General features: G+C 67.7%; 28 protein-coding genes. 11 read left to right on the plus strand and 17 right to left on the minus strand.

The window, feature by feature from the left end; all coding sequences use genetic code 11:
• Positions 1-349: 349 nt before the first annotated feature.
• On the plus strand, positions 350-1,117 hold the full coding sequence (locus L632_RS0112825) for a 23S rRNA (adenine(2030)-N(6))-methyltransferase RlmJ (protein WP_028711877.1): 768 nt from the start codon (positions 350-352) through the stop codon (positions 1,115-1,117).
• 10 nt (positions 1,118-1,127) lie between these two features.
• Here L632_RS0112825 and L632_RS22660 read toward each other — a convergent pair whose 3' ends face one another.
• Genes L632_RS22660 through gatC form a run of 4 tightly spaced genes read right to left on the minus strand, consistent with a single transcriptional unit; the run spans position 1,128 to position 4,184 of the window.
• Positions 1,128-1,838 carry an N-acetylmuramoyl-L-alanine amidase gene (locus tag L632_RS22660; RefSeq protein WP_084637776.1) on the minus strand — a complete coding sequence of 237 codons (711 nt, stop codon included), beginning with the start codon at positions 1,836-1,838 and terminating at the stop codon, positions 1,128-1,130.
• Complete coding sequence (locus L632_RS0112835) at positions 1,835-2,395, minus strand: hypothetical protein (RefSeq protein ID WP_028716929.1); 561 nt, start codon at positions 2,393-2,395, stop codon at positions 1,835-1,837. The genes L632_RS22660 and L632_RS0112835 overlap by 4 nt, the downstream gene beginning before the upstream one ends.
• Before the next feature lie 23 nt (positions 2,396-2,418).
• Positions 2,419-3,900 (minus strand): Asp-tRNA(Asn)/Glu-tRNA(Gln) amidotransferase subunit GatA, encoded by a 1,482-nt coding sequence (gene gatA, locus L632_RS0112840; protein WP_028711875.1) that lies wholly within the window; start codon positions 3,898-3,900, stop codon positions 2,419-2,421.
• Positions 3,897-4,184 (minus strand): Asp-tRNA(Asn)/Glu-tRNA(Gln) amidotransferase subunit GatC, encoded by a 288-nt coding sequence (gene gatC, locus L632_RS0112845; RefSeq protein ID WP_028711874.1) that lies wholly within the window; start codon positions 4,182-4,184, stop codon positions 3,897-3,899. The genes gatA and gatC overlap by 4 nt, the downstream gene beginning before the upstream one ends.
• 130 nt (positions 4,185-4,314) lie before the next feature.
• On the opposite strand from gatC, the gene L632_RS0112850 reads away from it, so the two are divergent.
• Complete coding sequence (locus L632_RS0112850) at positions 4,315-5,007, plus strand: metal-dependent hydrolase (RefSeq protein ID WP_028711873.1); 693 nt, start codon at positions 4,315-4,317, stop codon at positions 5,005-5,007.
• A gap of 104 nt (positions 5,008-5,111) precedes the next feature.
• Here L632_RS0112850 and L632_RS0112855 read toward each other — a convergent pair whose 3' ends face one another.
• The 13 genes from L632_RS0112855 to L632_RS0112915 form a co-directional block, all read right to left on the minus strand.
• Positions 5,112-5,945: an urea carboxylase-associated family protein gene (locus L632_RS0112855; RefSeq protein ID WP_028711872.1), complete on the minus strand. Its 834-nt coding sequence runs from the start codon at positions 5,943-5,945 to the stop codon at positions 5,112-5,114.
• Positions 5,946-6,124: 179 nt separating this feature from the next.
• Positions 6,125-6,286: a hypothetical protein gene (locus L632_RS24375; RefSeq protein ID WP_156929423.1), complete on the minus strand. Its 162-nt coding sequence runs from the start codon at positions 6,284-6,286 to the stop codon at positions 6,125-6,127.
• 129 nt (positions 6,287-6,415) lie between these two features.
• Positions 6,416-7,195, minus strand: a complete 780-nt coding sequence (locus L632_RS0112865; protein WP_028711871.1) for a succinate dehydrogenase iron-sulfur subunit — start codon at positions 7,193-7,195, stop codon at positions 6,416-6,418.
• Positions 7,196-7,249: 54 nt separating this feature from the next.
• Positions 7,250-7,567, minus strand: a complete 318-nt coding sequence (locus L632_RS0112870; protein WP_036698261.1) for a hypothetical protein — start codon at positions 7,565-7,567, stop codon at positions 7,250-7,252.
• The gene (locus tag L632_RS0112875) at positions 7,567-7,926 is read right to left on the minus strand and encodes a hypothetical protein (protein WP_028711869.1); all 360 of its coding nucleotides are present in this window, start codon (positions 7,924-7,926) and stop codon (positions 7,567-7,569) included. Before L632_RS0112875 ends, L632_RS0112870 begins: the two co-directional genes overlap by 1 nt.
• Positions 7,926-9,728 carry a succinate dehydrogenase flavoprotein subunit gene (gene sdhA, locus L632_RS0112880; protein ID WP_028711868.1) on the minus strand — a complete coding sequence of 601 codons (1,803 nt, stop codon included), beginning with the start codon at positions 9,726-9,728 and terminating at the stop codon, positions 7,926-7,928. The genes L632_RS0112875 and sdhA overlap by 1 nt, the downstream gene beginning before the upstream one ends.
• 9 nt (positions 9,729-9,737) lie before the next feature.
• On the minus strand, positions 9,738-10,127 hold the full coding sequence (gene sdhD, locus L632_RS0112885; RefSeq protein WP_028711867.1) for a succinate dehydrogenase, hydrophobic membrane anchor protein: 390 nt from the start codon (positions 10,125-10,127) through the stop codon (positions 9,738-9,740).
• A 16-nt stretch (positions 10,128-10,143) separates the two neighbouring features.
• Entirely contained in the window at positions 10,144-10,536 is a 393-nt protein-coding gene (gene sdhC / locus L632_RS0112890; RefSeq protein ID WP_028711866.1) for a succinate dehydrogenase, cytochrome b556 subunit, read from the minus strand.
• A 301-nt stretch (positions 10,537-10,837) separates the two neighbouring features.
• A complete protein-coding gene (locus L632_RS0112895; protein ID WP_028711865.1) occupies positions 10,838-11,872 on the minus strand; it encodes a MaoC family dehydratase in 1,035 nt (344 codons plus the stop codon).
• Positions 11,873-11,881: 9 nt separating this feature from the next.
• Positions 11,882-12,088 (minus strand): DUF1737 domain-containing protein, encoded by a 207-nt coding sequence (locus L632_RS0112900; protein WP_028711864.1) that lies wholly within the window; start codon positions 12,086-12,088, stop codon positions 11,882-11,884.
• A 1-nt stretch (position 12,089) separates the two neighbouring features.
• Complete coding sequence (locus tag L632_RS0112905; RefSeq protein ID WP_028711863.1) at positions 12,090-12,632, minus strand: NnrU family protein; 543 nt, start codon at positions 12,630-12,632, stop codon at positions 12,090-12,092.
• A 45-nt stretch (positions 12,633-12,677) separates the two neighbouring features.
• Positions 12,678-13,517 (minus strand): CoA ester lyase, encoded by an 840-nt coding sequence (locus tag L632_RS0112910; RefSeq protein WP_028711862.1) that lies wholly within the window; start codon positions 13,515-13,517, stop codon positions 12,678-12,680.
• Between the two features lie 80 nt (positions 13,518-13,597).
• Positions 13,598-14,332 (minus strand): sulfite exporter TauE/SafE family protein, encoded by a 735-nt coding sequence (locus L632_RS0112915; RefSeq protein ID WP_028711861.1) that lies wholly within the window; start codon positions 14,330-14,332, stop codon positions 13,598-13,600.
• Between the two features lie 190 nt (positions 14,333-14,522).
• Between L632_RS0112915 and mdh the strand changes: the two genes are divergently transcribed.
• The 9 genes from mdh (at position 14,523) to L632_RS0112960 (ending at position 25,621) form a co-directional block, all read left to right on the plus strand.
• On the plus strand, positions 14,523-15,485 hold the full coding sequence (gene mdh, locus L632_RS0112920; RefSeq protein ID WP_028711860.1) for a malate dehydrogenase: 963 nt from the start codon (positions 14,523-14,525) through the stop codon (positions 15,483-15,485).
• A 377-nt stretch (positions 15,486-15,862) separates the two neighbouring features.
• Entirely contained in the window at positions 15,863-17,056 is a 1,194-nt protein-coding gene (gene sucC / locus L632_RS0112925; protein ID WP_028716930.1) for an ADP-forming succinate--CoA ligase subunit beta, read from the plus strand.
• Positions 17,057-17,060: 4 nt separating this feature from the next.
• The gene (gene sucD, locus L632_RS0112930; RefSeq protein ID WP_028711858.1) at positions 17,061-17,945 is read left to right on the plus strand and encodes a succinate--CoA ligase subunit alpha; all 885 of its coding nucleotides are present in this window, start codon (positions 17,061-17,063) and stop codon (positions 17,943-17,945) included.
• Between the two features lie 174 nt (positions 17,946-18,119).
• Positions 18,120-19,298 (plus strand): glycosyltransferase family 2 protein, encoded by a 1,179-nt coding sequence (locus L632_RS0112935; protein ID WP_028711857.1) that lies wholly within the window; start codon positions 18,120-18,122, stop codon positions 19,296-19,298.
• A gap of 20 nt (positions 19,299-19,318) precedes the next feature.
• Positions 19,319-22,285, plus strand: coding sequence for a 2-oxoglutarate dehydrogenase E1 component (locus L632_RS0112940; RefSeq protein WP_028711856.1), 2,967 nt, complete (start codon positions 19,319-19,321; stop codon positions 22,283-22,285).
• Between the two features lies 1 nt (position 22,286).
• Entirely contained in the window at positions 22,287-23,840 is a 1,554-nt protein-coding gene (gene odhB / locus L632_RS0112945; RefSeq protein WP_028711855.1) for a 2-oxoglutarate dehydrogenase complex dihydrolipoyllysine-residue succinyltransferase, read from the plus strand.
• Between the two features lie 125 nt (positions 23,841-23,965).
• On the plus strand, positions 23,966-24,847 hold the full coding sequence (locus tag L632_RS0112950) for a sulfotransferase family 2 domain-containing protein (RefSeq protein ID WP_028711854.1): 882 nt from the start codon (positions 23,966-23,968) through the stop codon (positions 24,845-24,847).
• A gap of 127 nt (positions 24,848-24,974) precedes the next feature.
• Positions 24,975-25,229, plus strand: coding sequence for a hypothetical protein (locus tag L632_RS0112955; protein ID WP_028716932.1), 255 nt, complete (start codon positions 24,975-24,977; stop codon positions 25,227-25,229).
• A complete protein-coding gene (locus L632_RS0112960; RefSeq protein WP_028711852.1) occupies positions 25,229-25,621 on the plus strand; it encodes an MAPEG family protein in 393 nt (130 codons plus the stop codon). The genes L632_RS0112955 and L632_RS0112960 overlap by 1 nt, the downstream gene beginning before the upstream one ends.
• The last annotated feature ends 33 nt before the right edge of the window (positions 25,622-25,654 follow it).

Raw genomic sequence — 25,654 nt, forward strand, 5'->3', positions numbered from 1 at the left:
TGGGTCTCGCGGTTCAGGCGGCCGCCTCTCTCCTCCTCCCGGAGGCGCCGCCAAACCGATACGGCGAAGCCCCTCCTCCTCCCTGGGCTTCCCGGCTCAGGCGGCACCCTCCCTCCTCCTCCCTGAGGGTGCCGCCAAGAAATACCGCCGAAGGGCGGGACGAATGCGACGGTCCTCTCCTCCTCCCTGGGATCGTCGGCACGCGGTGATGGCCTCCTCCTCCCTGCCATTGCCGCACCCCATACGCGGCCCCTCCTCCTCCCTGGGCCAGCGTTGCGCGGCGGTGCCCCCTCCTCCTCCCTGGGCGCCGCCGCTTTTCATTTCCGGACCATCGGGTTAATCGCGGGACATGTTGTCCTATCAGCACGCCTATCACGCCGGGAACCTGGCCGACCTGCACAAGCACGCGCTGCTGGCTTGGGTGCTGGCCTATCTGACCGCCAAGCCCAAACCGCTGTCCTATCTGGAAACCCATGCCGGGCGCGGCCTCTACGACCTGGCGGCGCCCGAAGCGGAAAAGACCGGCGAGGCCGAGGCCGGCATCACCCGCGCGCTTTCCGAAAACTGGCTGTCCGAGGATCACCCGCTGCGGCTGGCGCTGGACGCGGTGCGCGCCCGCCATGGCGCGACCGCCTATCCCGGCTCGCCGCTGATCGCGCGGCATTTCCTGCGTCCGGGCGACGTGGCGCATCTGGCCGAGCTGCACCCGGCCGAGCACGAGGCGCTGGCGCAGGTCGCCGGCTTCGCGCATCTGCACCGGCAGGACGGCTTCCAGATGGCGCAGGCCCTCTGCCCGCCCATGCCGCGCCGCGGGTTGCTGCTGATCGACCCCAGCTATGAGGTCAAGGCGGATTACGACGCCATCCCGCGCCATATCGGCAAGCTGGTGCGCAAGTGGAACGTGGGCGTCATCGCGCTGTGGTATCCGATCCTGGCCGACGACCGCCATGCGCCGATGGTCGAGGCGCTGCGCCGGGACCATCCCGGGGCGCTGATCTCGGAGGTGCAGTTCCCGCCGGCGCGGCCCGGCCATGGCATGGTCGGCTCGGGCATGGTCGTGCTGAACCCGCCCTACGGGCTGGCCGAGGAAGCCCGGCGGATCGAGGCGCTTTTCTAGGGCCGCTTGTCTAGGCGTGCTGCGGGGGGACTTCGCGTCCCCCGTCCGCCGCTGGCGCGGCGGCCTCCCCCTGCGGGATATTTGCGCAAGAAAGAAACCGGCCATCGGCAAGGGCGGCGGCGAGGCGGCGGTCGGTAGCGTCTTCGGGACCGCTGGCCCAGGGGCGGAAGCGCAGGCGAAAGGCGGCGAGGCGGTCGGGGTGCTCGGGATAGCCGATGCGGGTCAGGCTTGCGGCCAGCGGCCGGTCCTCGCCCGCGCCGTCCGGCCAGAGCGCCAGCCCCTGCAAGGCCAGCCGCCGCCAGTCGAAACGCGGGCCTGGGTCGATCTTGCGCCCCGGCGCCATGTCGGAATGCGCGATCACGCCCGCGGGGCCGATGGACCAGCGCGTCATGATGTCGTGCAGCAGCGCCTCCAGCGCCGCCATCTGCGGCTCGGGGAAGGGCCGGTCGCCGGGATTGGCCAGCTCGATGCCGATGCTGCGGGAATTGATGTCCTCGCGCCCCTGCCAGGAGCCGGCGCCGGCATGCCAGGCGCGGCGGTCCTCGGGGACCAGCGCCTCGGCCGCGCCGTCCTCATGGATCAGCCAATGGGCGCTGACCTCGGCCGCGGGATCGCAGAGCCGGGCGCGGGCGGAAGGTCCGTCCGCCATGCCTGTGTAATGGATCACCACCAGCGAGGGGAGCTGCCCGCGCCGGTCGCCGTGATTGGGCGAAGGGCTCAAAGCCGGGGCCGGCGGAAGGGGCGCGGATCCCAGCCGCAGACGAATCCGTCGCCGTCGGGGTCCAGCCCGCGCGGGTCGATCACCGGCCCGCCCGCCGCGATGAAGGCGGTCTGCGCCGCATCGGCGCTGGCATAGCCGCGGCAGGCCCGCGCCGCCGCCGATTCGGAACCGCCGCTGCGCTGATACTTCCGCGTGCCCGGCGCCTGCGCTTCCTGATGCGCGTAACGCACCAGCACCGGGGTCGAGCCGGGATAGGGACCGGTGGCGGCGACCTGGGCATTGGCCGGAACCGCTGGGGCGCGCGCCGTCGTCGTCCCCGCCGGTTTCGCCGGCGTGCCGGCGATATCGGCGGCGGTCGGCGCCTGCACCGGCAACTGCACCGGGATCGCTGTCGGCACCGGGCCCCTGCCCTGCAGCGCGACTTCGCGCGCCTGCAGGTATTCGGCATAGCGCGAGCCGTTGTGCATGGCGCTGTAATTCGGGTTCCAGCCGGTATTCTCGCCGCAGCTGGCCAGCGCCAGCAGCGGGGCAAAGCCCAGGATCGCCAGGTTCCGCATCGGTCTCTCCCGTTTGAAGCCGGTCACCACCAGCGCGAGGGTTTCGCCGTGAAGCCTGCCGCAGATTCGAGGGCCTGCGCAAGGTTCATCAGGTTGCCCTCGTCCCAGGGCCGGCCGATCAGCTGCATGCCCAGCGGCAGGCCCTGCCTGTCCAGGCCCACCGGCACCGAGATTCCCGGCAGCCCGGCCAGGTTCACCGTGACGGTAAAGACGTCGTTCAGATACATCTCGACCGGGTCCTTGCCCGCCATCTCGCCCAGGCCGAAGGCGGCGCTGGGGGTGGCCGGGGTCAGGATCGCGTCGATGCCGTCGGCATAGACCTGATCGAAGTCGCGCTTGATGAGCGCGCGCACCTTGCGGGCGCGGTTGTAATAGGCGTCGTAGAAGCCCGCCGACAGCACATAGGTGCCGATCATCACCCGGCGCTGCACCTCGGGGCCGAAGCCCTCGGCGCGGGTCTTCTCATACATCTCGACCACGCCGTCGCCGGCGCCCAGCTTCGCGCGGCGGCCGTAGCGCACCCCGTCATAGCGCGCGAGATTCGAGGACGCCTCGGCCGGGGCGATCACGTAATAGGCCGGCAGCGCGTATTTGGTATGCGGAAGGGTGATGTCCACCACTTCGGCGCCGGCATCGCGCAGCATCTCGGCCGCCTTGTGCCAGAGCGCATCGATCTCGTCCGACATGCCTTCCATGCGGTATTCGCGCGGAATGCCGATCCGCTTGCCGCGGATGTCGCCGGTCAGCGCCGCCTCGTAGTCGGGCACCGCGCGCTCGGCGCTGGTCGAATCCTTGGGATCGACCGAGGCCATGGCGCCCAGCATGATCGCCGCGTCGCGCACCGATTTCGTCATCGGCCCGGCCTGGTCCAGCGAGCTGGCGAAGGCGATCACCCCCCAGCGGCTGACCCGGCCATAGGTCGGCTTCAGCCCGACCGTGCCGGTGAAGGCCGCCGGCTGGCGGATCGAGCCGCCGGTATCGGTGCCGGTCGCGGCCAGGCACAGGTCGGCCGCCACCGCAGCGGCCGAACCGCCCGAGGAGCCGCCCGGCGTCAGCTGCCGGTCGTCCACCTTCCAAGGGTTGACCACCGGGCCATAACAGGCGCTTTCGTTCGAAGAGCCCATGGCGAATTCGTCCATGCTGAGCTTGCCCAGCATGACCGCGCCGGCATCCCACAGGTTCTGCGTCACCGTCGATTCATATTGCGGCAGGAAGCCGTCAAGGATCCGGCTGGCCGCCTGCGAGGGCACGTCCCTGGTGCAGAACAGATCCTTGATGCCCAGCGGGATGCCGCACATGGCGGGCGCGTCGCCCGCGGCGATGCGGCTGTCGGCGGCGGCGGCCATCTGCCGCGCGCGTTCGGGGGTGTTGTGGACAAAGGCGTTCAGCGCGCCGGCACCCGCGATGGCCGAAAGGCAGGCCTCGGTCAGCTCAAGGCTGGTGAAATCGCCCTTGCGCAGCCCGTCCCGGGCCTCGGCGATGGTCAGTCTGTTCAGATCGCTCATTCCACCACCTTCGGCACGGCAAAGAAGCCCTCGCGCGCATCGGGCGCGTTCTTCAGGATCAGCTCCTGCATCTCGCCATCGGTGACGATGTCCTCGCGCCGCTTGAGCCGCATCGGCTCGACGCCGGTCATCGGCTCGACGCCCTCGACATCGACCTCGTTCAGCTGTTCCATGAAATGCAGGATGCCGTTCAGCTCCTGCGCCAGCGCGGGCAGGTCGGCGTCCTTGACCGCAATCCGCGCCAGATGCGCGACCTTGCGGGCTTCGTCCTCGGTGATCGCCATGGGAGGCTCCTTTCGCTTGCGCCGGGTTTTACCGGGGCGGCCGGGGCGGGGCAAGCACCCGCGCAGGCGGAACTTTACGCCCGCCGCCCGGCTTGGCAGGATGCGGCGACGCAAGCAAAGGAGCCTTCCGATGAAACTGACCTGGCTTGGCCATTCCGGCTTCCGGCTGGAGATCGAACAGGCGGTGATCCTGATCGACCCCTGGCTGTCCGGCAATCCGATGTTCCCCGAGGACAGCCGCGACGAGGCGATCCGGGACGCCACCCATGTCCTGCTGACCCATGGCCATGGCGACCATACCGGCGACGCGCTGTCGATCGCCCGCGAGCTGAAGATCCCGGTGGTCGGCATCTACGACCTGATCAACACCTGGCAGACGCATCAGGACATCGAGGGGCTGGGCTTCAACAAGGGCGGCACCATCGATCTGGGCGGCGCCAAGGTGACGATGGTCAATGCCAGCCATTCCTCGTCCTTCGACGGCAACGAGGGGCCGGTCTATGCGGGCCACGAATCCGGCTACATGATCGCCGGCGAAGGCCATGTGATCTATGTCTCGGGCGACACCGACATCATGGCCGACATGGCCTGGATGGGCGAATATCACCGGCCCGACATCGGCATCCTCTGCGCCGGCGGGCATTTCACCATGGACATGGAACGCGCGGCCTGGGCGGCGCGGAAATATTTCGACTTCAGGACCGTGATCCCCTGCCATTACAGGACCTTCCCGCTGCTGGCGCAGGATGCCGAGGCGCTGAAGGCCGGGCTGCCCGGCGTGCAGGTGATCGAGCCCGAGGTGATGCAGCCGATCGCGCTCTGAGGCATTTCCGGCAAAAGCGGGCGCCGGCTTTGCGCTGGCGGAAATGCGCAAGGACAAGGCCCTGGCGCATTTCCGGCAGACCGGCGGACTGGCGGCGGAATGGTTCAGGGCCAACGATAGGCGCTGGGCCCGGGCTGCGCCCGCGCCGCGGGCCGGGCCGGCGCGAAGATCTCGACCAGCAGCGGATGGCAGGCGGCGGCGTCGCTGGAATGCTCGCTGCCGCAATCGCCGCCCGGACAAGCTGACAGGCCGCCGATCAGGTCGATCTCGGCGAAGAATTCTATGTGGTCGCCGGGGCGCACGGGGCTTGCCTTCATGAAATACTGCCCGGTGTCGCGGGTGAAGCCGGTGCACATGAAGACGTTCAGCACGTCATGCACCAGCGGCTCGGCCTCCTCGCGCGCAAGGCCCAGTTCGGCCATCAGGGCGTTGACGAGGTTGGAGTGGCAGCAATGATGATAGTCCTGCCCGTTCAGCAGACGATGGGTATAGGGATCGCAACGCGTGCCGATCACGTCATGGACCGAGCCGCCATATTCGTCGATGCCATACCATTCCAGCGTGTCCTCGGTCACCGTGGCCATCGGGCGCAGGTTGGGAAAATTCGACCACATCCGGTCGCCGCGCGTCAGATGCGTGCCGTGCAGCGCCCGGGTCTTGCCGGAATAGAACCGCTCATGCGGATCGGCCGCGGACCACAGGTTCAGATCGCCGACCTGCGGTCCCTCGATACTGGTGATGCGGAAGAAATGCCCGGCCGGGACGTGAAAGCAGCGCGCCTCGCGCGGCGGGACCAGGCATTCGCCGGATTTGCGCGCCGTCAGGCGGATCTCCTGCAAACCGGGCAGGTCCGGATCGGGAAGCGTGTGGTTCGGATAGCAGATGACCGGGGGGATGGCCCGGCGCTCGGCGGCGTCTTGCGGAATGGTGCGGATCATGCAGGCGATGCTATGCGGGCGTCCGCGATATCGCAAGCGCGTGCTGCCCCATGGGTATTTGGAAAACAGAGAAGCATACGCCGCCCCGACGGCTTCTCTGTTTTCCAAATACCCAAAAACAAGAGCGCGGCCGGTCGGCCGCGCTGGAAGGCCCGCAAGAACGGGCGAGCGGCCGCGCCTCAGGCGGCGCGGCGCATATCCGCTTCGAGCGGCATCGGATCGAAGCTGAAATAGCCGTACATCTGCTCCAGCACCGCCAGGGCGGCGCGGTTCTCGGCCTTGGCCGGTTTCAGCACGGACAGGTTGGCGGTCGGTTTCCGGGTTTCGGCTTGGGATTTCATCTTGGAATCTCCGGGTCGAATGGTGCTCTCCCCGCCGAAAAAGATAACGCCGCACCGCAGAAAAATCCAGCTCTGCGACGCGGCGTCAAACGGTATGGCACGGCATACCGGCCATGCCCCCCATGCAGATCAGACGATCCGGTCCACCATCATGTGCTTGATCGAGGCGATCGCCCGGGCCGGGTTCAACCCCTTGGGGCAGGTGTTGGTGCAGTTCATGATCGTGTGGCAGCGATACAGCTTGAACGGATCCTCAAGCGCGTCCAGACGCTCGCCCGTGGCCTCGTCGCGCGAGTCGATGATCCAGCGATAGGCATGCAGCAGGGCCGCCGGGCCCAGGTAGCGGTCGCCGTTCCACCAATAGCTCGGGCAGGCGGTCGAGCAGCTGGCGCACATCACGCATTCATAGAGGCCGTCCAGCTTCTTGCGGTCCTCGATCGACTGGCGCCATTCCTTGTCGGGGGTCGGCGTCTCGGTGATCAGGTAGGGCTGGACCGAGGCGTGCTGGGCGTAGAAATGCGTCAGGTCCGGCACCAGGTCCTTGACCACAGGCATATGCGGCAGCGGATAGATGTTCACGTCCCCCTTGACCTCGTCCATGCCGAAGATGCAGGCCAGATGGTTGCCGCCGTCGATGTTCATCGCGCAGGAGCCGCAGATCCCCTCGCGGCAGGAACGGCGGAAGGTCAGGGTCGGGTCGATCTCGTTCTTGATCTTGATCAGCGCGTCGAGGACCATCGGACCGCATTTGTCCATGTCCAGGAAATAGCTGTCGATGCGCGGGTTTTCCCCGGTATCGGGATCCCAGCGGTAGATGTTGAAGCGGCGGATGTTGGTGGCGCCCTCGGGTTTCGGCCAGGTCTTGCCGACCCGCATGCGGCTGTTCTTGGGAAGGGTAAGTTGGACCATTGGGTAACTCCTGGTGGTCAGACCGCCGTCATGCGGTGGCTTGGGCGAAAGGCGTCAACTCGCCCTCCAGCCCGGTTGTTCGTAAAGCGGCCGGACAGGCATCTGCCCCGAGCGGCGCAGGACGCATTGGTTGAAGATCTCGGCCGGGTCGCGGCCCATGATATAGTCCGAGGACAGGTCGACGCTGACAAAGCCGCCGCGATAGCCGTGCGAGCCGACGCCGAAGCCGACCTCGGTGCGCGGCCCGCGGGCGTCCAGCGCCTTCACCATGCAGACGCGCTCGGCCTGTTCGACCGGAATCTGCGCCGGCGCGCAGGCCGCCAGCCCCAGCAAGGCCGGGGCAAGCAGGAAAGGCGCGCGGCGCGCGGCCATCAGGCCGCCCGCTTGGCCGCGGCAGCGGCCCCCGCGATGCATTGCGTGGTCGCCGGACGGCCGACGATGGCGGCCACCGCATCCCCGGCCCCCGCCGCGCCGGCATCGGCGATGCTGGCCAGTTCCGCAGTGGTGGCGTTCTGCATCACGCAATCCGTATAGGGCGCGACATTGGCGCCCGGCAGGCGCCGCGCCATCTCGCGGTTCACGATCACGCGCGCCGAGGAGCGGATCGCCGCATCCGGCGCGGGCGCCGCGACCGGCGGCAACGGGCCGGGGGCCGGCGCCATGCCGGGGTTCTGTACCACGCAGCCCGAAAGGGCCAGCGCAGCGGCGGTCAGGATCAGGGGAAGACGCATCAGTAAACCCTCGCTTTGGGTGCGATCTTTTTCAGGTCGATCCCGCCTTCCTCTTGCGTGGTCAGAGGCTCGAGGTGCACGGGCCGATAGGCCAGTTTAACATCGTTGCCTTCGATCCAGGCAAGCGAGTGCTTGCGCCAGTTGGCATCATCCCGCTCGGGCCAGTCTTCATGGGCATGGGCGCCGCGGCTTTCCTTGCGCGCCTCGGCGCCGACGATGGTGGCCAGCGCGTTGGGCATCAGGTTGGTCAGCTCCAGCGTTTCCATCAGGTCGCTGTTCCAGATCAGGCTGCGGTCGGTGACCTTCAGGTCGTTCATCTTGGCGGCGATCACCTTCATCTTCTCGACGCCCTCGGCCAGGGTCTTGTCGGTGCGGAACACCGCGGCATCGGCCTGCATGGTGCGCTGCATCTCCAGCCGCAGCTCGGCGGTCGGCACCGAGCCGTTGGCGTTGCGGATGCGGTCGAAGCGGTCCAGCGCCTTGTCCACCTGTTCCTTGTTGGTCGAGGGAATCGCCGCCTTGCGGTCGATCACCTGGCCGGCGCGGATCGCCGCGGCACGGCCGAAGACCACCAGGTCGATCAGCGAGTTCGAGCCCAGCCGGTTCGCGCCATGGACCGAGGCGCAGCCGGCCTCGCCCACCGCCATCAGGCCGGGGAAGACCGCGTCGGGGCTGTCCTCGGTCGGGTTCAGCACCTCGCCCCAATAGTTGGTGGGGATGCCGCCCATGTTGTAATGCACGGTCGGCAGGATCGGGATCGGCTCGCGCGTGACATCGACGCCGGCGAAGATCTTCGCCGATTCCGAGATGCCCGGCAGCCGCTCGGCTAGGCTTTCCGGCGGCAGGTGCATCAGGTTCAGATACATGTGATCCTTTTGCGGGCCGACGCCGCGGCCCTCGCGGATCTCGATGGTGATGCAGCGGCTGACCACGTCGCGGGACGCCAGGTCCTTGTAGGTCGGGGCATAGCGTTCCATGAACCGCTCGCCTTCCGAGTTGGTCAGATAGCCGCCCTCGCCGCGCGCGCCCTCGGTGATCAGGCAGCCCGAGCCGTAGATGCCGGTCGGGTGGAACTGCACGAATTCCATGTCCTGCAGGGGCAGGCCGGCGCGGGCCACCATGCCGCCGCCGTCACCGGTGCAGGTATGGGCCGAGGTGGCGCTGAAATAGGCGCGGCCATAGCCGCCGGTCGCCAGCACCACCATCTTGGCGTTGAAGACATGAATGGTGCCGTCGTCCAGCTTCCAGCACACCACGCCGGTGCAGGCGCCGTCGGTGATGATCAGGTCCAGCGCGAAATATTCGATGAAGAACTCGGCCTTTTCCTTCAGCGACTGGCCATAGAGCGTGTGCAGGATGGCGTGGCCGGTGCGGTCGGCGGCGGCGCAGGTGCGCTGCACCGGCGGGCCCTCGCCAAATTCGGTCGTGTGGCCGCCGAAGGGGCGCTGGTAGATCTTGCCTTCCTCGGTGCGCGAGAAGGGCACGCCGTAATGCTCCAGCTCGTAGACCGCCTTCGGGGCCTCGCGCGCCAGATATTCCATGGCGTCGGTATCGCCCAGCCAGTCCGAGCCCTTGACGGTGTCATACATGTGCCACTGCCAGTTGTCGGGGCCCATGTTCGACAGGCTGGCGGCGATGCCGCCCTGCGCCGCGACCGTGTGCGAGCGGGTCGGAAAGACCTTGGTCACGCAGGCGGTGCGCAGCCCCTGTTCGGCCATGCCCAGCGTCGCGCGCAGGCCCGCGCCACCGGCACCGACGACCACGACATCATATTCGTGCGTTTCGTATTTGTAAGCAGCCATGGCGGAACCTCAGACGACGACGATCGCGCCCAGACCCATCCGGGCCAGCGCATAGACGGCGGCGGCGATCACCGCCCAGCCGAAGATGACGGAAAAGATGATGGCCGCCTTGCGCGTGCCACCCTGGAAATAGTCGTCGATCATGATCCGCGTGCCCTTGATGAAGTGGACCATGCCCACGATCACGAACAGCGCGGTGATGAGCGCCGGGAAGGGCCGGCCGAAATAGGCCAGGAACTGCTCGTGCGGCAGGCCGATGGCGCGGGCGATCACGATCATGAACAGCGGCGTCAGCACGGTCAGCGCCACGGCGCTGACGGTCATGGCCCAATGGTGCTGGGTGCCTTCATGGGCCGAGCCCAGGCCTTCGGCAGCTTTGCGGGGGGTGATGTAACGCATGATCCCTGCCCTTTCCTCAGAACGCGAAGAACACGATCAGCGTCAGCACGGCCAAGACGACCGAACCGGCGATCAGCGCCTGACTGGATTTCTCGGCCTGCCGGATCTCGAGCCCGTAGCCGGCGTCGTAGGCCAGGTGGCGCAGCCCGGCGAGCAGGTGATACCACAGCGCCCACATCGAGCCGGTCAGGATGATGAAGCCCAGCCAGGACCGCACCACCCAGTCGGCACAGGCGAAGGCGCCGGGCGAGGTCACGGCGGCGACCAGCCACCAGGCGATCAGCACGATCCCGGCGACCAGGGCGTGGCCGGTGATACGGGTCATGATCGAAGTGATTGCGGCAAGTGGCAGGCGATAGACCTGCAGATGCGGTGACAGTGGCCGGTTGCCCCGGTTGACGTCAGCCATGATGCGCTCTCCTGCGTTCAGGCCCCGCACGCTACGGCTGGCGGCGAGGGCTGGCCGAAATTGGGTTTGCTTTTAGCCGTCTTGTCGCATCTGTCACGGGCGGATGCCAGACGTAAGGCGGATAAGGGCAGATTTTCCGTTTTTGTGATCACGCAAATGCCGGCTGTGATCACAGGCGCCCCGTCAAGCGCGAGATGATTGCGGTATCATGCCGGACTCGGCCCATTCGCCCGAATAGCCGAGGGTTTCCGTCATGTTGGCCGGGGCGTCGCTCCGATTCGCCGCTCCTCCTTGCCGGCCGTCATTTCGGCATCAGCGCCCAGTAATCCAGGTCCAGCAGCACCTGCGGGGCGTATTTGCCCTCGCCGGTCTTCAGGGCGTGATCACCGGCGGCACCCTTGTGGGCGACCAGCCGCAGCCGGATCGCGCCGATGCCCGGCGCATGGGTGTCGGCCTTGTCCAGCACCTCGGACCAGGCGCGGATCGTGTCGCCGGAAAAGCAGGGATTGGCATGCGCGCCGCCGTTCAGCGCCACGATCATCTGCGCATTGGCCAGCCCGTTGAAGCTGAGCGCGCGGGCCATGCTGATGACATGGCCGCCATAGATCAGCCGCCTGCCGTCCTCGCGCGCCGTCACGTCGAAATGCACCTTGGCGGTGTTCTGCCACAGCCGGGTGGCCAGCATGTGCTCGGCCTCCTCGACGGTGACGCCGTCGACATGGTCGATCACCTCGCCGATCTGGTAATCGCCCCAGCGATGCGGCTCGCCCGCCAGGTCGAAATCGTATTGGGCGAAATCCATCCCCTCGGGCACCACCAGATCGCCGGGCGCCACCGCCTTCGCCAGCTCCGGCACCACCGGCTCGGGCGCCGGGGCCGAGGCGTCGCGCTTGCGCACCATGACCCAGCGGACATATTCCAGCACCGCCTCGTCCAGCTGGTTCAGCCCGCGCGTGCGCACCCAGACCACGCCGGACTTGCCGTTGGAGTTCTCGCGCAGCCCGATCACCTCGGATTCCGAGCGCAGCGTATCGCCGGGCCAGACCGGCTTCAGCCAGCGCCCCTCGGCATAGCCCAGGTTGGCGATGGCGTTCAGGCTGATATCCGGGACCGTCTTGCCGAAGACGACGTGAAAGGCGATCAGGTCGTCCATCGGGCTGCCTTCCAGCCCCGAGGCCGCCGCGAATTCGTCCGAGGAATAAAGCGCATGCCGCGCCGGATAAAGCGCGTGGTAAAGCGCGCGCTCGCCCTCGGCCACGGTGCGGGGGACGGCGTGGCGGATCACCTGGCCGACGCGGTAATCCTCGAAGAAGCGGCCCGGATTGGTCTTGCTCATCATGGTCCCTTACTGTTGGCCCAGTTTCATCTCGGGGTGGTAATCGGCCTCGATCTCCTTGGTGACGGCCTGGGCGCAGCGCATCACGCCGCGCGCCGCGTCGAAGGCATAGGCCGGGGCGCCATGCAGCTCCCAGCCTTTCGACAGCGCCTCGCTGACCTTGTGGCAGAAGGCCGAGGTGTCGTCCTCGGTCAGCAGGCGATAGATCTTCGGCATGTCAGCCTCCAAACGGATTATAGCCCAGCCAGGCGTGGATCAGCCCCACGACCAGCATGACGACGATGGCACCGACCGCGGCCATCGCCTCCTTGCGGGCCGGGAACGGGCCGGCGGGCGGGGTCCAGCGCGGCTCGGCGCGGTTGATGACCGCCATCTCGACCAGCGCCCAGACCAGCAGCCCGCCGAACAGCACGAAGCTGGGCAGATCGCCGTTCGGCAGCAGATGCGCAAAGGCCCAGAGCGCGAAGCCGGTCAGCTGCGGGTGGCGCATGTGCCGGGTGACGCGCGTTTTCATCCCGGCAGCGGCGAAGAGATAGAAGGCCAGCAGCACCAGCAGGTTGTTGATGCCCTTCAGCGGCGCCGAGGCGCCCCACCAAGAGGGCCCGTCGGCCATGCGATAGCCGACCACCATCAGCACCACCGACAGAAGCAGCAGTCCCGCGACGCCGCCACGGCCCAGCCGGGCGCGGGATTGCGGCGCAAGGCGCTTGAGCAGATGCGCGCCCCACCACAGGGCGAGGCCAAGGATCAGGATCAACATCTGGCTATTCCTTTCCGCTGGATGTTAATGGCCCTTACTTTGCCATCACCCCGCCAGTTCGGCAATCGCCGCTGCCTTGGCCAGCGTGGCCCGCGCGGTCTCGACATGCAGGTTCTCGACGATCCGGCCATCCACGACCGCGACGCCCCTGCCCTGCGCATTGGCCTCATCGAAAGCTTCGATCTGGCGGCGGGCCAGCTCGACCTCCGAGGCCGAGGGCGCGAAAACCTCGTTGGCGATGGCCAGCTGCGCCGGGTGGATCAGGGTCTTGCCGTCGAAGCCCATGTCGCGGCCCTGCTCGCATTCGGCGCGCAGGCCCTCGTCGTCCTTGAAGGCGTTGAAGACGCCGTCGACGATCACCCGGCCATGCGCCCGCGCCGCCAGCAGGCACAGGCCCAGCCCCGGCATCATCGGCAGCCGGTCGGCGCGAAAGCGGCTGTTCAACTCCTTGGCCAGGTCGTTGGTGCCCATGACCATGCCCTGCAGGCGCGGATGCGCGGCGATCTCGGCGGCGTTCAGCATGCCCTCCGCCGTCTCCATCATCGCCCAGAGCGGCGTGTCGGGCACCAGCGCCGCCACGCGGTCCAGATCGGCACCGCGGCTGACCTTGGGCACCAGCACCGCATCGGCGCCGGTGGCAAAGGCGCGGGCATCGCCCTCGCCCCATTCGGTGTCCAGCCCGTTGATGCGCACGATCCGCGCCCGGCCGGCGTAATCGGCCAGCAGCGCCTTGGCCAGAAGCTCGCGCGCGGCAGCCTTCTCGGACGGGGCCACCGCGTCCTCAAGGTCGAAGATGATCGCGTCGGCAGCCAGCGTCCGGGCCTTTTCCATGGCCCGCTGATTGGCGGCCGGAATGTAGAGAACAGAACGATAGGGACGGGTCATCGGGGCCTCGCGTAATAATCTTGCGCGAACCTGCCCGGAAAGGAAGCGAATCGCAAGCACCGATTTGCCGCACTGCGGCGTCAGATCCCGTCCCAGATCAGCTTGGCCGAAACCAGGATCAGCGCCCAGGTGATGAAGCGATAGAAAAACGCCGGCGACATGCGCCGCACCAGCCACAGCCCGGCAAGCACGCCCAGCACGCCCGGCACCATCAGCACGGCGGCCACCGACAGGTTATGCGCGGAAAGCTGGCCCAGCAGGGCATAGGGAATCAGCTTCACCGCATTGCAGATGGCAAAGAAGATCGTCGTGGTGCCGGCATAGGTCATCGGCGTCATGCGCAGCGGCTGGGCATAGACCTGATAGGGCGCCGCCCCGGAATGGGACACGAAGCTGGTATAGCCCGAGACCGTGCCCCAGAAACTGCCCGCGCCCCAGCGCGGCGGCCGGGCGCCGGCGCTGATGCGGCTGCGCAGCAATGCGTTCAGCGCGAAGGCCAGGCCGATCAGCCCGACGATCAGCCCGACCTGCGCGTCGTCGACATGATGCGCGGTCGCCCAGCCCAGGCCGATGCCGGCGATCGCCCCGGGCACCAGCGTCCGCAGCACCCGGCGGTCGAAATCGCGGCGAAAGGCGATCAGCCCGCCGATATCCGAGACGATATAGACCGGCAGCAGGATGCCCGCCGCCTGCACCGGCGACATGACCAGCGCCAGCAGCGGCACCGAGATGGTGCCGACCATCGACAGCCCGCCCTTGGCTAGCCCGATCGAAAAGGCGGCGATCACCGCCAGCACCCAGCCCAGCATCTCCATTCCGGCACGCCCTCCGCTTTGCCGGCCATGGAGTAATCCAGCCGCCCGGCCGCGGCAATGCACGGGCAGGCTTGTCCTGTTAGCGGTTGACAACGGCCGATTTCGCGCCGGTCCGACAGGCAAGGCTTGCGATTCTCATCCCGAGGGACTAGGCCACCGCGCGAACCCATCATGGAAATCGGAGGTTAACATGGCCCGACCCAAGATCGCACTCATCGGTGCGGGACAGATCGGCGGCACGCTGGCGCATCTGGCCGCGATGAAGGAACTGGGCGACGTCGTCCTGTTCGACATCGCCGAGGGCACCCCTCAGGGCAAGGCGCTGGACATCGCGCAATCGGGCCCGTCCGAGGGCTTCGACGCCAGCATGAAGGGCGCCAACGACTATGCCGACATCGCCGGCGCCGACGTCTGCATCGTCACCGCCGGCGTGCCGCGCAAGCCCGGCATGAGCCGCGACGACCTTCTGGGCATCAACCTCAAGGTCATGAAATCGGTGGGCGAGGGCATCAAGCAGCACGCCCCGAACGCCTTCGTGATCTGCATCACCAACCCGCTGGACGCGATGGTCTGGGCGCTGCGCGAATTCAGCGGCCTGCCGCATGAAAAGGTCGTCGGCATGGCCGGCGTGCTTGATTCGGCGCGCTTCCGTCACTTCCTGTCGCTGGAATTCGGCGTCTCGATGCGCGACGTCACCGCCTTCGTGCTGGGCGGCCATGGCGACACCATGGTGCCGCTGACCCGCTATTCGACCGTCGCCGGCATTCCGCTGCCCGACCTGGTCAAGATGGGCTGGACCACGCAGGAGAAGCTGGACGCCATCGTGCAGCGCACCCGCGACGGCGGCGCCGAGATCGTCGGCCTGCTGAAGACCGGCTCGGCCTTCTATGCGCCCGCCACCTCGGCCATCGAGATGGCGGAAGCCTATCTCAAGGACCAGAAGCGCGTGCTGCCCTGCGCCGCCTACGTGAAAGGCGCCTACGGGCTGGACGGGCTTTATGTCGGCGTGCCGACCGTGATCGGCGCCGGCGGCATCGAGAAGGTCGTCGACATCACGCTGAACGCCGAGGAACAGGCGATGTTCGACAAGTCGGTCGATGCGGTGAAGGGCCTTGTCCAGGCCTGCAAGGGCATCGAAAGCGCGCTGGCCTGATCGCCGCATCCGCGCCGTGAACGACCCCGCCGGCGACGGCGGGGTTTTTTCATGGCCGTCTTTCCACGGCCGGGACGCGAGGGGAAAAGGCGCCAGCGACCGGGCTTGCAGCGGCTCGCGCGCCCGGCGAGCCTCCGCGCAACCAGGGACCTTGGGATCTGTCAGGCCCCAAGGCAGAGGCCGCCCGCATCCCCTTGCAGGCGGCGGATTCCCGGGATGCTTGCGCGGCAAGGCGGCATTTGTGATCACAGCCTTGAAAACTGTGATCGCAAAACGCGAATTCCCGCCTGTTTTACGGATTTCGCCGATCATAGTGCTTTGGGGCGTGCGCGGAATGTGCCACAAGCCCGGCCAACCGACAACTGCGGGGAAGCACCATGAATATCCATGAATACCAGGCCAAGGCGTTGCTGCGCCATTATGGCGCGCCGGTCTCCGACGGGCGGGTGGTGATGAAGGCCGACGAGGCCAAGGCGGCGGCGGGGGAACTCGACGGTCCGCTCTGGGTCGTCAAGGCCCAGATCCATGCCGGCGGCCGTGGCAAGGGTCATTTCAAGGAGAAGGAAGCCGGCGAGAAGGGCGGCGTCCGGCTGGCGAAATCGGTCGAGGAGGCCGAGGAACTGACCCGCCAGATGCTGGGCCGCACCCTGGTCACCCACCAGACGGGCGAGATCGGCAAGCAGGTCAACCGCATCTATATCGAGGACGGCTCGGATATCGAGCGCGAGCTGTATCTGGCGCTGCTGGTCGATCGCGGCACCTCGCGCGTCAGCTTCGTCGCCTCGACCGAGGGCGGCATGGACATCGAGGAAGTCGCGGCCTCGACCCCGGAGAAGATCGTCAGCTTCAGCGTCGATCCGGCCTCGGGGCTTTCGGATTTCCACGGCCGCCGCGTGGCCTTCGCCCTGGGCCTCTCGGGCCCGCAGGTCAAGCAATGCGTCCAGCTGGTCAAGAACCTGTATCGCATGTTCATCGAGAAGGACATGGAGATGCTGGAGATCAACCCGCTGATCGTGATGAAGGACGGCAACCTCAAATGCCTCGACGCGAAGATGGGCTTCGACAACAACGCCCTCTATCGCCAGCCCGACGTGCTGGCGCTGCGCGACGAGACCGAGGAGGACCCGAAGGAACTGGCGGCCTCGAAGTTCGACCTGAACTACATCGCGCTGGACGGCGAGATCGGCTGCATGGTGAACGGCGCCGGCCTGGCGATGGCCACCATGGACATCATCAAGCTCTACGGTGCCGAGCCGGCGAACTTCCTTGACGTGGGCGGCGGCGCCTCCAAGGAAAAGGTCACCGAGGCGTTCAAGATCATCACCTCGGACCCGAACGTCAAAGGCATCCTGGTCAACATCTTCGGCGGCATCATGCGCTGCAACATCATCGCCGAGGGCATCATCGCCGCGGTGAAGGAAGTCGGGCTGCAGGTTCCGCTGGTCGTGCGTCTGGAAGGCACCAATGTCGAGCTGGGCAAGCAGATCGTCCGCGACTCGGGCCTGAACGTGATCCCGGCCGACGACCTGTCGGATGCGGCGCAGAAGATCGTGAAAGCGGTGAAAGGATAAGAAGATGGCCGTTCTCGTCAACAAAGACACCAAAGTCATCTGCCAGGGCATCACCGGCTCGCAAGGCACCTTCCACACCGAACAGGCGATCGCCTACGGCACGCAGATGGTCGGCGGCGTGACGCCCGGCAAGGGCGGCAGCGAACACCTGGGCCTGCCCGTGTTCAACAGCGTCCACGAGGCCGTGGCAAAGACCGGCGCCAATGCGACCGCGATCTATGTCCCGCCGCCCTTCGCGGCCGATTCGATCCTGGAAGCCATCGACGCCGAGATCCCGCTGATCGTCGCCATCACCGAGGGCATTCCGGTGCTCGACATGATGAAGGTCAAGCGCGCGCTGCAAGGCTCGAAATCGCTGCTGATCGGGCCGAACTGCCCCGGCATCATGACGCCCGACGAATGCAAGATCGGCATCATGCCGGGCAGCATCTTCAAGCGCGGCTCGGTCGGCGTCGTGTCGCGTTCCGGCACGCTGACCTATGAGGCGGTGAAACAGACCTCGGACGTCGGCCTCGGCCAGTCCTCGGCCGTCGGCATCGGCGGCGACCCGATCAAGGGCATGGAGCATATCGACGTGCTGCGCATGTTCCTGGACGACCCCGAGACCGAGTCGATCATCATGATCGGCGAGATCGGCGGTTCCGCCGAGGAAGAGGCCGCCGAATTCCTGGCCGAGCAGAAGCGCAAGGGCAAGTGGAAGCCGACCGCCGGCTTCATCGCCGGGCGCACCGCGCCGAAGGGCCGCCGCATGGGCCATGCCGGCGCCATCGTCTCGGGCGGCAAGGGCGACGCGGAATCGAAGATCGAGGCCATGAAATCGGCCGGGATCGTCGTTGCCGACAGCCCGGCGGGCCTGGGCGAGGCGGTGCTGAAGGCTCTCGGCCGGTAACGTCTTTGCAAGCTTTTTGACTTAGGCGTGGCCCCTGCCTACCTTCAGGGGGCCGCGCCAGACTTTACCAGCAGGTGCCAGATTGGACGTCCGCCGTCGCCAGATCGTCGCCAGAACCGCCGGGGCAGTGCCCTGCCCGGCCGACGGCCCTGCCCTGACCGTGCGGGGCGCGGCATGACCACGCAGCCCCCTCCGGCCGGCAAGCCCGCCCCCTCGCCCGATCCTTCGCCGGTCGCGGCGCGGAACTGGGCGCTCTGCGTCTCGACCTACAATCGCCGGCGGATGCTCTGCGACTGCGTTCGCGCCGCGCTGGCCTCGGACCAGCGGCCGGCGGAAATCGTCATCGTCGATGCCAGCGCCGACTGGCCGCTGAATCGCCGGAGCGTCGAGGCGGTGGTCGCCGAGGCCGGCGGCTGTCCCCTGACCTATGTGCCCGCCCTGCGCAAGTCGCTGACGGTGCAGCGCAACCAGGCCGTCGCGCTGGCCCGGGCCGACATCCTGTTCATGATCGACGACGACGCGCTGCTGCATCCCGACTGCGCCGGGCGGATCATGGCGCATTACCGCGCCGACAGCCGGGGCCGGATCGTCGCCATCTCGGCCCGCAACGCGCCCCGGACCCGCGACGCGGCCGGCGCGGCCGAGCTGAAGCGGACCAACCCCGCCGGCGGGCTGCTCGCGGACCGGGGGGGACCGGCGCGGCGCGGCATCGACTTCGTCCTGCGGCATCTGCTGATGATCCCCGCCGAGCAGCGTTTCCTGGCCTATGACCGCCCCGAACGGCGCTGGCAGGGCGATGCCACCCTGCCCGAGGGGCTGCTGCGCGTCGATTTCATCGTCGGCTTCGCGCTGACCCTGCGCCGCCACCTGGCGCTGCGCGAACCATTCGACGAGGGGCTGGTCGGCAGCTCGATCGCCGAGGATCTGGACGCCAGCTACCGCTTTGGCCGGCACGGCATCCTGGCCATCGCGCCGGATGCGCTGATCCACCATCTCGAAGCGGCGGCCGGCCGCGACCGGCGGCGGATCAACAGCGCGCTGGCGGTGCTGAACATCGCCTATTTCGTCCGCCGCAATTCCGAGCGGCAGGCCCGCGACCTGGCCCGCTACGCGCTGTGGTATCTGCGCATGGTGCTGGCCGAACTGCCCAAGGACATCGCCGGGGGCCGCTGGGACCTGCCGCAGCTGCGCGGCGCCCTGCTGGCCGGGCGCCACCTGCCCGCGCTGCTGCGCCAGCCGCGCGCCGGGCTGCCGGCATGGTATCAGACCCTTCAGACACGGCTGATGACCGGGGCTTCGCCCGGTCCTGGCCAGAACAATGCGACCGCCCCCGACCCGGGCGCGAACGGATAGGATTTCCCGGAGGCAAGCCAATGAACGATCAATCCCCCAATTCGGCCTTCCACGATTCAAGCTTCCTGCAGGGCCATAACGCGGCCTATGTAGAGCAACTTTACGGCCAGTGGGCCCAGAACCCGGCGGCGGTCGATCAGGCCTGGGACGCCTTCTTCCGCAGCCTGGGCGACGAAGAGGCCGTGGTCACCCGCGAGGCCAAGGGCGCCAGCTGGCGCCGCGCCGACTGGCCGCCGGTGCCCTCGGACGACACCACCGCGGCGCTGACCGGCGAATGGCCGATGCTGCCCAAGGCCGAGGCCAAGGCGGCGCTGGACAAGATCGCCGCCAAGGCCGGGGAAAAGGGCGTCAGCCTGTCGGACGACCAGCTGAAGCGCGCGGTTCTGGACAGCGTCCGCGCCATCATGCTGATCCGCGCCTTCCGCATCCGCGGCCATCTCTATGCCGATCTGGACCCGCTGGGGATGCGCGACATCCCCGACCATGGCGAGCTGAAGCCCGAAACCTACGGCTTCACCGAGGCCGACCTGGACCGGCCGATCTTCATCGACAACGTGCTCGGCCTGCAGATCGCCACGATCCGCCAGATCGTGGATCTGATGAAGCGCACCTATTGCGGCACCTTCGCGCTGCAGTTCATGCATATCTCGAACCCCGAGGAAGCCGCCTGGCTGAAGGAGCGCATCGAGGGCTACGGCAAAGAGATCGCCTTCACCCGCGAAGGCCGCCGCGCCATCCTCAACAAGCTGGTCGAGGCCGAGGGCTTTGAAAAGTTCCTGCATGTCAAATACATGGGCACCAAGCGCTTTGGCCTTGACGGCGGCGAGGCGCTGATCCCGGCCATGGAGCAGATCATCAAGCGCGGCGGCGCGCTTGGGGTCAAGGACGTGGTGATCGGCATGCCGCATCGCGGCCGCCTGTCGGTGCTGGCCAATGTCATGGGCAAGCCCTACCGCGCCATTTTCCACGAATTCCAGGGCGGCAGCTACAAGCCCGACGACGTGGACGGCTCGGGCGACGTGAAATACCACCTCGGCGCCTCTTCGGACCGCACCTTCGACGACAATACCGTGCACCTGTCGCTGACCGCGAACCCCTCGCACCTGGAAGCCGTGAACCCGGTGGTGCTGGGCAAGGTCCGCGCCAAGCAGGACCAGCTTTCCGACCAGACCCACCGCACGGCGGTGCTGCCGATCCTGCTGCATGGCGACGCGGCCTTCGCCGGCCAGGGCATCGTGGCGGAATGCTTCCAGCTGTCCGGCATTCGCGGCCACCGCACCGGCGGCACCATCCATATCGTGGTGAACAACCAGATCGGCTTCACCACGGCGCCGCATTTCAGCCGCACCTCGCCCTATCCGACCGACATCGCGCTGATGGTCGAGGCGCCGATCTTCCACGTCAACGGCGACGACCCCGAGGCGGTGGTGCATGCCGCCCGCGTGGCGACCGAGTTCCGGCAGAAGTTCCACAAGGACGTGGTCATCGACATCTTCTGCTATCGCCGCTTCGGCCATAACGAGGGCGACGAGCCCATGTTCACCAACCCGGCGATGTACAAGGCGATCAAGGGCCACAAGACCACGCTGCAGCTCTATACCGACCGCCTGGTCGCCGACGGCCTGGTGCCCGAGGGCGAGATCGAGGAGATGAAGGCCGCCTTCCAGTCGCATCTGAACGAGGAGTTCGAGATCGGCAAGAACTTCAAGCCGAACAAGGCGGACTGGCTGGACGGCAAATGGTCGGGCATCGAGGCCGAACATGCCGAGGAAAACCTGGGCCAGACCGGCATTTCGGCCGAGACCATGGCCGAGATCGGCGGCGCGCTGACCCGGGTGCCCGAGGGCTTCGACCTGCACAAGACCGTGGGCCGGCTGCTGGAATCCAAGAAGCAGATGTTCGAGACCGGCAAGGGCTTCGACTGGGCCACGGGCGAAGCGCTGGCCTTCGGCTCGCTGCTGGTGGAGGGGCATCCGGTGCGCCTGGCCGGCCAGGACTCGACCCGCGGCACCTTCTCGCAGCGCCATTCCGCCTTCGTGGATCAGGCCACCGAAGAGCGCCACTACCCGCTGAACCATATCCGCGGCGGGCAGGCGCGCTACGAGGTCATCGATTCGATGCTGTCGGAATATGCGGTGCTGGGCTTCGAATACGGCTATTCGCTGGCCGAGCCGAACAGCCTGGTCATGTGGGAGGCCCAGTTCGGCGATTTCGCCAACGGCGCCCAGATCATGTTCGACCAGTTCATCACCTCGGGCGAGAAGAAATGGCTGCGCATGTCCGGCCTGGTGATGCTGATGCCGCACGGCTATGAGGGCCAGGGCCCCGAGCACAGCTCGGCGCGGCTGGAACGCTGGCTGCAGATGTGCGCCGAGGACAACTGGATCGTGGCCAACTGCACGACTCCGGCGAACTATTTCCATATCCTGCGCCGGCAGCTGAAGCGCCCCTTCCGCAAGCCGCTGGTGCTGATGACGCCGAAATCGCTGCTGCGCCACCCGCTGGCGGTCTCGACGGCGGACGAGTTCCAGACCGGCTCGACCTTCAACCGGGTGCTGGCGGACGATGCCGACCGCGGCAAGTCCGAGTTCAGGCTGGTGCCGGACGACAAGATCCGCCGCGTGGTGATCTGCTCGGGCAAGGTCTATTACGACCTCGCGCAGGCCCGCGACGCGGCCGGCGCCGAGGATGTCTATATCCTGCGGCTGGAGCAGTTCTATCCCTTCCCGGCCCAGACCATGTCCAAGGAGCTGGAACGCTTCAAGGACGCCGAGATCGTCTGGTGCCAGGAGGAACCCAAGAACCAGGGCGGCTGGACCTTCGTCGAGCCCAATATCGAATGGGTGCTGTCGCGCATCGGCGCCAAGCATGGCCGTCCGCGCTATGTCGGCCGCCATGCCGCGGCCTCGCCGGCCACCGGGCTTGCCTCGCGCCACAAGGCCGAGCAAGAGGCCCTGGTCCACGAAGCCATCACCATCGGGTCCTGACATGGCAGTGGAACTGCGCGTCCCCACGCTTGGGGAATCGGTATCCGAGGCGACGGTGGCCACCTGGTTCAAGAAACCGGGCGACCGCGTCGCCGTGGATGAAATGCTGTGCGAGCTGGAAACCGACAAGGTGACGGTCGAGGTGCCCTCGCCCGTTGCCGGAAAACTGGCCGAGATCGTCGCCCCCGAGGGCACGGTGGTCGCGCCCAATGCGCTGCTCGCGCAGATCATGGAACAGGGCGATGCCGGCCCGGAAGAAATGTTGCCCAAGGCTGATGCGGGCACGAAGGCTCAGGAAGGACAGAGGAAGATGAGCGGAAAATCCGTCGATGTGATGGTGCCCACCCTGGGCGAAAGCGTGACCGAAGCCACGGTGGCGACCTGGTTCAAGAAGGTCGGCGACAGCGTCGCGCAGGACGAGATGCTGTGCGAGCTCGAGACCGACAAGGTCTCGGTCGAGGTTCCCGCCCCGGCGGCGGGCGTCCTGGCCGAGATCCTGGCCCCCGAGGGCGCGACGGTCGAGGCCAGCGCCCGGCTGGCGATCATCACCGAGGGCGCGGCCGGCGCCGCATCGGCACCCAAGGCCGAAGCGCCTGCCGCGGCCGCGGCCGCCGTGCAGTCGCCGGGCGCCGGTCCGGAAACGCCCGCCGCCCGCAAGGATGTCGAGGACGCGCCCTCGGCCAAGAAGGCCATGGCCGAGGCCGGCGTCAGCCGCGACGCCGTGACCGGCACCGGCCGCGACGGAAGGGTGATGAAAGAGGACGTGGCCCGCGCCGCCGCGGCCCCGGCGCCTGCCGCCTCGCCCGCCCCTGCCCCGGCCCAGGCCCCGCGCGCGCCCAGCTCGGCCGACGACGCGGCGCGCGAGGAGCGGGTCAAGATGACCCGCCTGCGCGCCACCATCGCCCGCCGCCTGAAGGATGCGCAGAACACCGCCGCGATGCTGACCACCTATAACGAGGTGGACATGAAGGGCATCATGGACCTGCGCAACACCTACAAGGACCAGTTCGAGAAGAAGCACAAGGTCAAGCTGGGCTTCATGTCCTTCTTCGTGAAGGCCTGCTGCCACGCGCTGAAGGAGGTGCCCGAGGTCAATGCCGAGATCGACGGCGGCGACATCGTCTACAAGAACTTCGTCCACATGGGCGTGGCGGTCGGCACCCCGACCGGCCTGGTGGTCCCGGTGGTGCGCGACGCCGACCAGAAGAGCTTCGCCCAGATCGAGAAGGAGATCGCCGAGCTGGGGCTGCGCGCCCGCGACGGCAAGCTGACCATGGCCGAGATGCAGGGCGGCACCTTCACCATCTCGAACGGCGGCGTCTACGGCTCGCTGATGTCCTCGCCGATCCTGAACCCGCCGCAATCGGGGATCCTCGGCATGCACAAGATCCAGGAGCGGCCGGTCGTCGTCGATGGCCAGATCACCATCCGCCCGATGATGTATCTGGCGCTGAGCTACGACCACCGCATCGTGGACGGCAAGGGCGCCGTGACCTTCCTCGTGCGCGTCAAGGAGGCGCTGGAGGATCCGCGCCGCCTGCTGATGGATCTTTGATCGCTTTGGGGCGCGGCTTCGGCCGCCCCCTTCCTCATTGCCGGGTTCCATGTCGCCGTCCCCTGCCATCGCCACCCCGATCCGCCGCGTCGCGCCGGTCCCGCCTCCCGCGCGGAGTGCGGCGCATGGCTGAGGACGCGGCGACCCTCCCGGCCGGATCGGTCTTCCTTGGCCCGGCGCTGCCCCCCGGTCCCGCCACCGCGCAGGCCGAGGCCATGCGGCGCACCCATCCGCAGGACTTTCCCACCGCCGATGCGGCGGCGCAGTTCCTGCGCAGCATCCACATGCCCGCCAGCCTGCGCTGGGCCTTCCTGAACAACGGCAAATCCGGCACCAGCTCGGCCCGGCGCCTGTTGTTCCGGCTGGAATTCGGGGCTCCCCTGACCGCGGAATGGGACGTGCCCGGCGACATCAATTCCGACGCGGTCGTGCATCACCTGCAGGGGCCGGCCGGCATCCTGCGCCCGGCCCTCGCCATTCCCGAAGCCGCCGCGCGGCTGGCGGCGGCGCTGCGGATCACCACGGTCCGCCATCCGCTGGACCGCGCGCTTTCGGCCTTCGACCATCTCTGCCGCTCGCATGAGCTGCGCCATGGCTGGTTCGCGGCGGACCGGCTGCGCATGAACGCCCTGGTCGGCTTCGACTGGTCCCGGCATCCCCGCACGGAACAGGGCTTCGCGCGGTTTCTGGACTATGTGGCCTGCATCCGCGCCCAGGCCGGCGCCGCCGCGGTCGACCCGCATTGGCGCCCGCAGATCGAGAACGTCCGGCCCGCGCTGTTCCGCCCCGACCTAGTCGGGCGGGTCGAGGACATGCCGGGCTTTTTCGCCGCACTCGCCGCGCGGCTGGATCGCCCGCTGCCGGGGGATGCCGCCGACACCGCCTCGAACCGGCAGCATCATCGCAGCGACCGCGCCGCCCTGCTGAGCGCCGGGAACCGGGCGGCCATCCGGGCGCTCTATGCCGCCGATTTCGATTGGCTGGGCTATGATCCGGGGGATCGCTGATGCGTCTTTTCCCCCTTCCCGGCCGGCGCGGCGCGGCTCAAGGCAACCCAGGCAGCGGCCGTTCCGTTGAACGGCAGGTCGAAACTTGTCCCCGGCAGGGCGGCAAAAAGCTGAAAGGACTGAAGCCATGCAGATGATCGCGCATTACACCGTCGCGGGTTACGCCGCCTTCAAGACCGCTTTCGACGCCGATGCCGAGGATCGCGGCAATAACGGCCTGTCGCTGCTGCAGCTCTGGCGCGAAAGCGACCAGAGCGCTTGGGCGCTGTTCCAGGTGCAGGACGCCGCGGCCGCCAAGGCCTATCTGGAGGGCGCGGCGGGGGTCTTCAACAGCCAGGCCGGCGTCTCGGCCTCCGCGTTCCATTTCGTCGAGACCGCCTGATGGCGGCCGAGACCACCGCGCTGGCGCTGGCGGCCTTGCTGCAGGCCGTGCAGATCGGCCTGGCCGCCGCCTCGATGAACCGCGACGTCGGCGCGAAATGGAACGCCAGCCCGCGCGACCGGCAGCCGGAATTCTCGGCCCTGACCGGGCGGCTGCGCCGCGCGGTGGACAACCATTTCGAGGGGCTGATCCTGTTCACCATCGCCGTGCTTCTGGTGGTGCTGGGCGATGCCGGCTCGCCCCTGACCGTGCTTTGCGCCTGGACCTATCTGCTGGCCCGGCTGCTCTACATCCCCGCCTATGCCTTTGGCTGGTCGCCCTGGCGCTCGGTCATCTGGGCGGCGGGGTTCGTCGCCACGCTGGCGATGATCCTGACCGCTTTGTTCACCTGACTCGAATGGCGGCGCCGAAGGCGCGCCGCGAAC

This window comes from Paracoccus sp. J39 (assembly GCF_000518925.1).
Taxonomy (GTDB): Bacteria; Pseudomonadota; Alphaproteobacteria; order Rhodobacterales; family Rhodobacteraceae; genus Paracoccus.

Coding starts and splice junctions, on each gene's coding strand:
- L632_RS0112825 (WP_028711877.1), top strand. CDS start 350: ATGTTGTCCTATCAGCACGCCTATCACGCCGGGAACCTGGCCGACCTG.
- L632_RS0112835 (WP_028716929.1), bottom strand. CDS start 2,395: ATGCGGAACCTGGCGATCCTGGGCTTTGCCCCGCTGCTGGCGCTGGCC.
- gatA (WP_028711875.1), bottom strand. CDS start 3,900: ATGAGCGATCTGAACAGACTGACCATCGCCGAGGCCCGGGACGGGCTG.
- gatC (WP_028711874.1), bottom strand. CDS start 4,184: ATGGCGATCACCGAGGACGAAGCCCGCAAGGTCGCGCATCTGGCGCGG.
- L632_RS0112850 (WP_028711873.1), top strand. CDS start 4,315: ATGAAACTGACCTGGCTTGGCCATTCCGGCTTCCGGCTGGAGATCGAA.
- L632_RS0112855 (WP_028711872.1), bottom strand. CDS start 5,945: ATGATCCGCACCATTCCGCAAGACGCCGCCGAGCGCCGGGCCATCCCC.
- L632_RS24375 (WP_156929423.1), bottom strand. CDS start 6,286: ATGAAATCCCAAGCCGAAACCCGGAAACCGACCGCCAACCTGTCCGTG.
- L632_RS0112865 (WP_028711871.1), bottom strand. CDS start 7,195: ATGGTCCAACTTACCCTTCCCAAGAACAGCCGCATGCGGGTCGGCAAG.
- L632_RS0112870 (WP_036698261.1), bottom strand. CDS start 7,567: ATGGCCGCGCGCCGCGCGCCTTTCCTGCTTGCCCCGGCCTTGCTGGGG.
- L632_RS0112875 (WP_028711869.1), bottom strand. CDS start 7,926: ATGCGTCTTCCCCTGATCCTGACCGCCGCTGCGCTGGCCCTTTCGGGC.
- sdhA (WP_028711868.1), bottom strand. CDS start 9,728: ATGGCTGCTTACAAATACGAAACGCACGAATATGATGTCGTGGTCGTC.
- sdhD (WP_028711867.1), bottom strand. CDS start 10,127: ATGCGTTACATCACCCCCCGCAAAGCTGCCGAAGGCCTGGGCTCGGCC.
- sdhC (WP_028711866.1), bottom strand. CDS start 10,536: ATGGCTGACGTCAACCGGGGCAACCGGCCACTGTCACCGCATCTGCAG.
- L632_RS0112895 (WP_028711865.1), bottom strand. CDS start 11,872: ATGAGCAAGACCAATCCGGGCCGCTTCTTCGAGGATTACCGCGTCGGC.
- L632_RS0112900 (WP_028711864.1), bottom strand. CDS start 12,088: ATGCCGAAGATCTATCGCCTGCTGACCGAGGACGACACCTCGGCCTTC.
- L632_RS0112905 (WP_028711863.1), bottom strand. CDS start 12,632: ATGTTGATCCTGATCCTTGGCCTCGCCCTGTGGTGGGGCGCGCATCTG.
- L632_RS0112910 (WP_028711862.1), bottom strand. CDS start 13,517: ATGACCCGTCCCTATCGTTCTGTTCTCTACATTCCGGCCGCCAATCAG.
- L632_RS0112915 (WP_028711861.1), bottom strand. CDS start 14,332: ATGGAGATGCTGGGCTGGGTGCTGGCGGTGATCGCCGCCTTTTCGATC.
- mdh (WP_028711860.1), top strand. CDS start 14,523: ATGGCCCGACCCAAGATCGCACTCATCGGTGCGGGACAGATCGGCGGC.
- sucC (WP_028716930.1), top strand. CDS start 15,863: ATGAATATCCATGAATACCAGGCCAAGGCGTTGCTGCGCCATTATGGC.
- sucD (WP_028711858.1), top strand. CDS start 17,061: ATGGCCGTTCTCGTCAACAAAGACACCAAAGTCATCTGCCAGGGCATC.
- L632_RS0112935 (WP_028711857.1), top strand. CDS start 18,120: ATGACCACGCAGCCCCCTCCGGCCGGCAAGCCCGCCCCCTCGCCCGAT.
- L632_RS0112940 (WP_028711856.1), top strand. CDS start 19,319: ATGAACGATCAATCCCCCAATTCGGCCTTCCACGATTCAAGCTTCCTG.
- odhB (WP_028711855.1), top strand. CDS start 22,287: ATGGCAGTGGAACTGCGCGTCCCCACGCTTGGGGAATCGGTATCCGAG.
- L632_RS0112950 (WP_028711854.1), top strand. CDS start 23,966: ATGGCTGAGGACGCGGCGACCCTCCCGGCCGGATCGGTCTTCCTTGGC.
- L632_RS0112955 (WP_028716932.1), top strand. CDS start 24,975: ATGCAGATGATCGCGCATTACACCGTCGCGGGTTACGCCGCCTTCAAG.
- L632_RS0112960 (WP_028711852.1), top strand. CDS start 25,229: ATGGCGGCCGAGACCACCGCGCTGGCGCTGGCGGCCTTGCTGCAGGCC.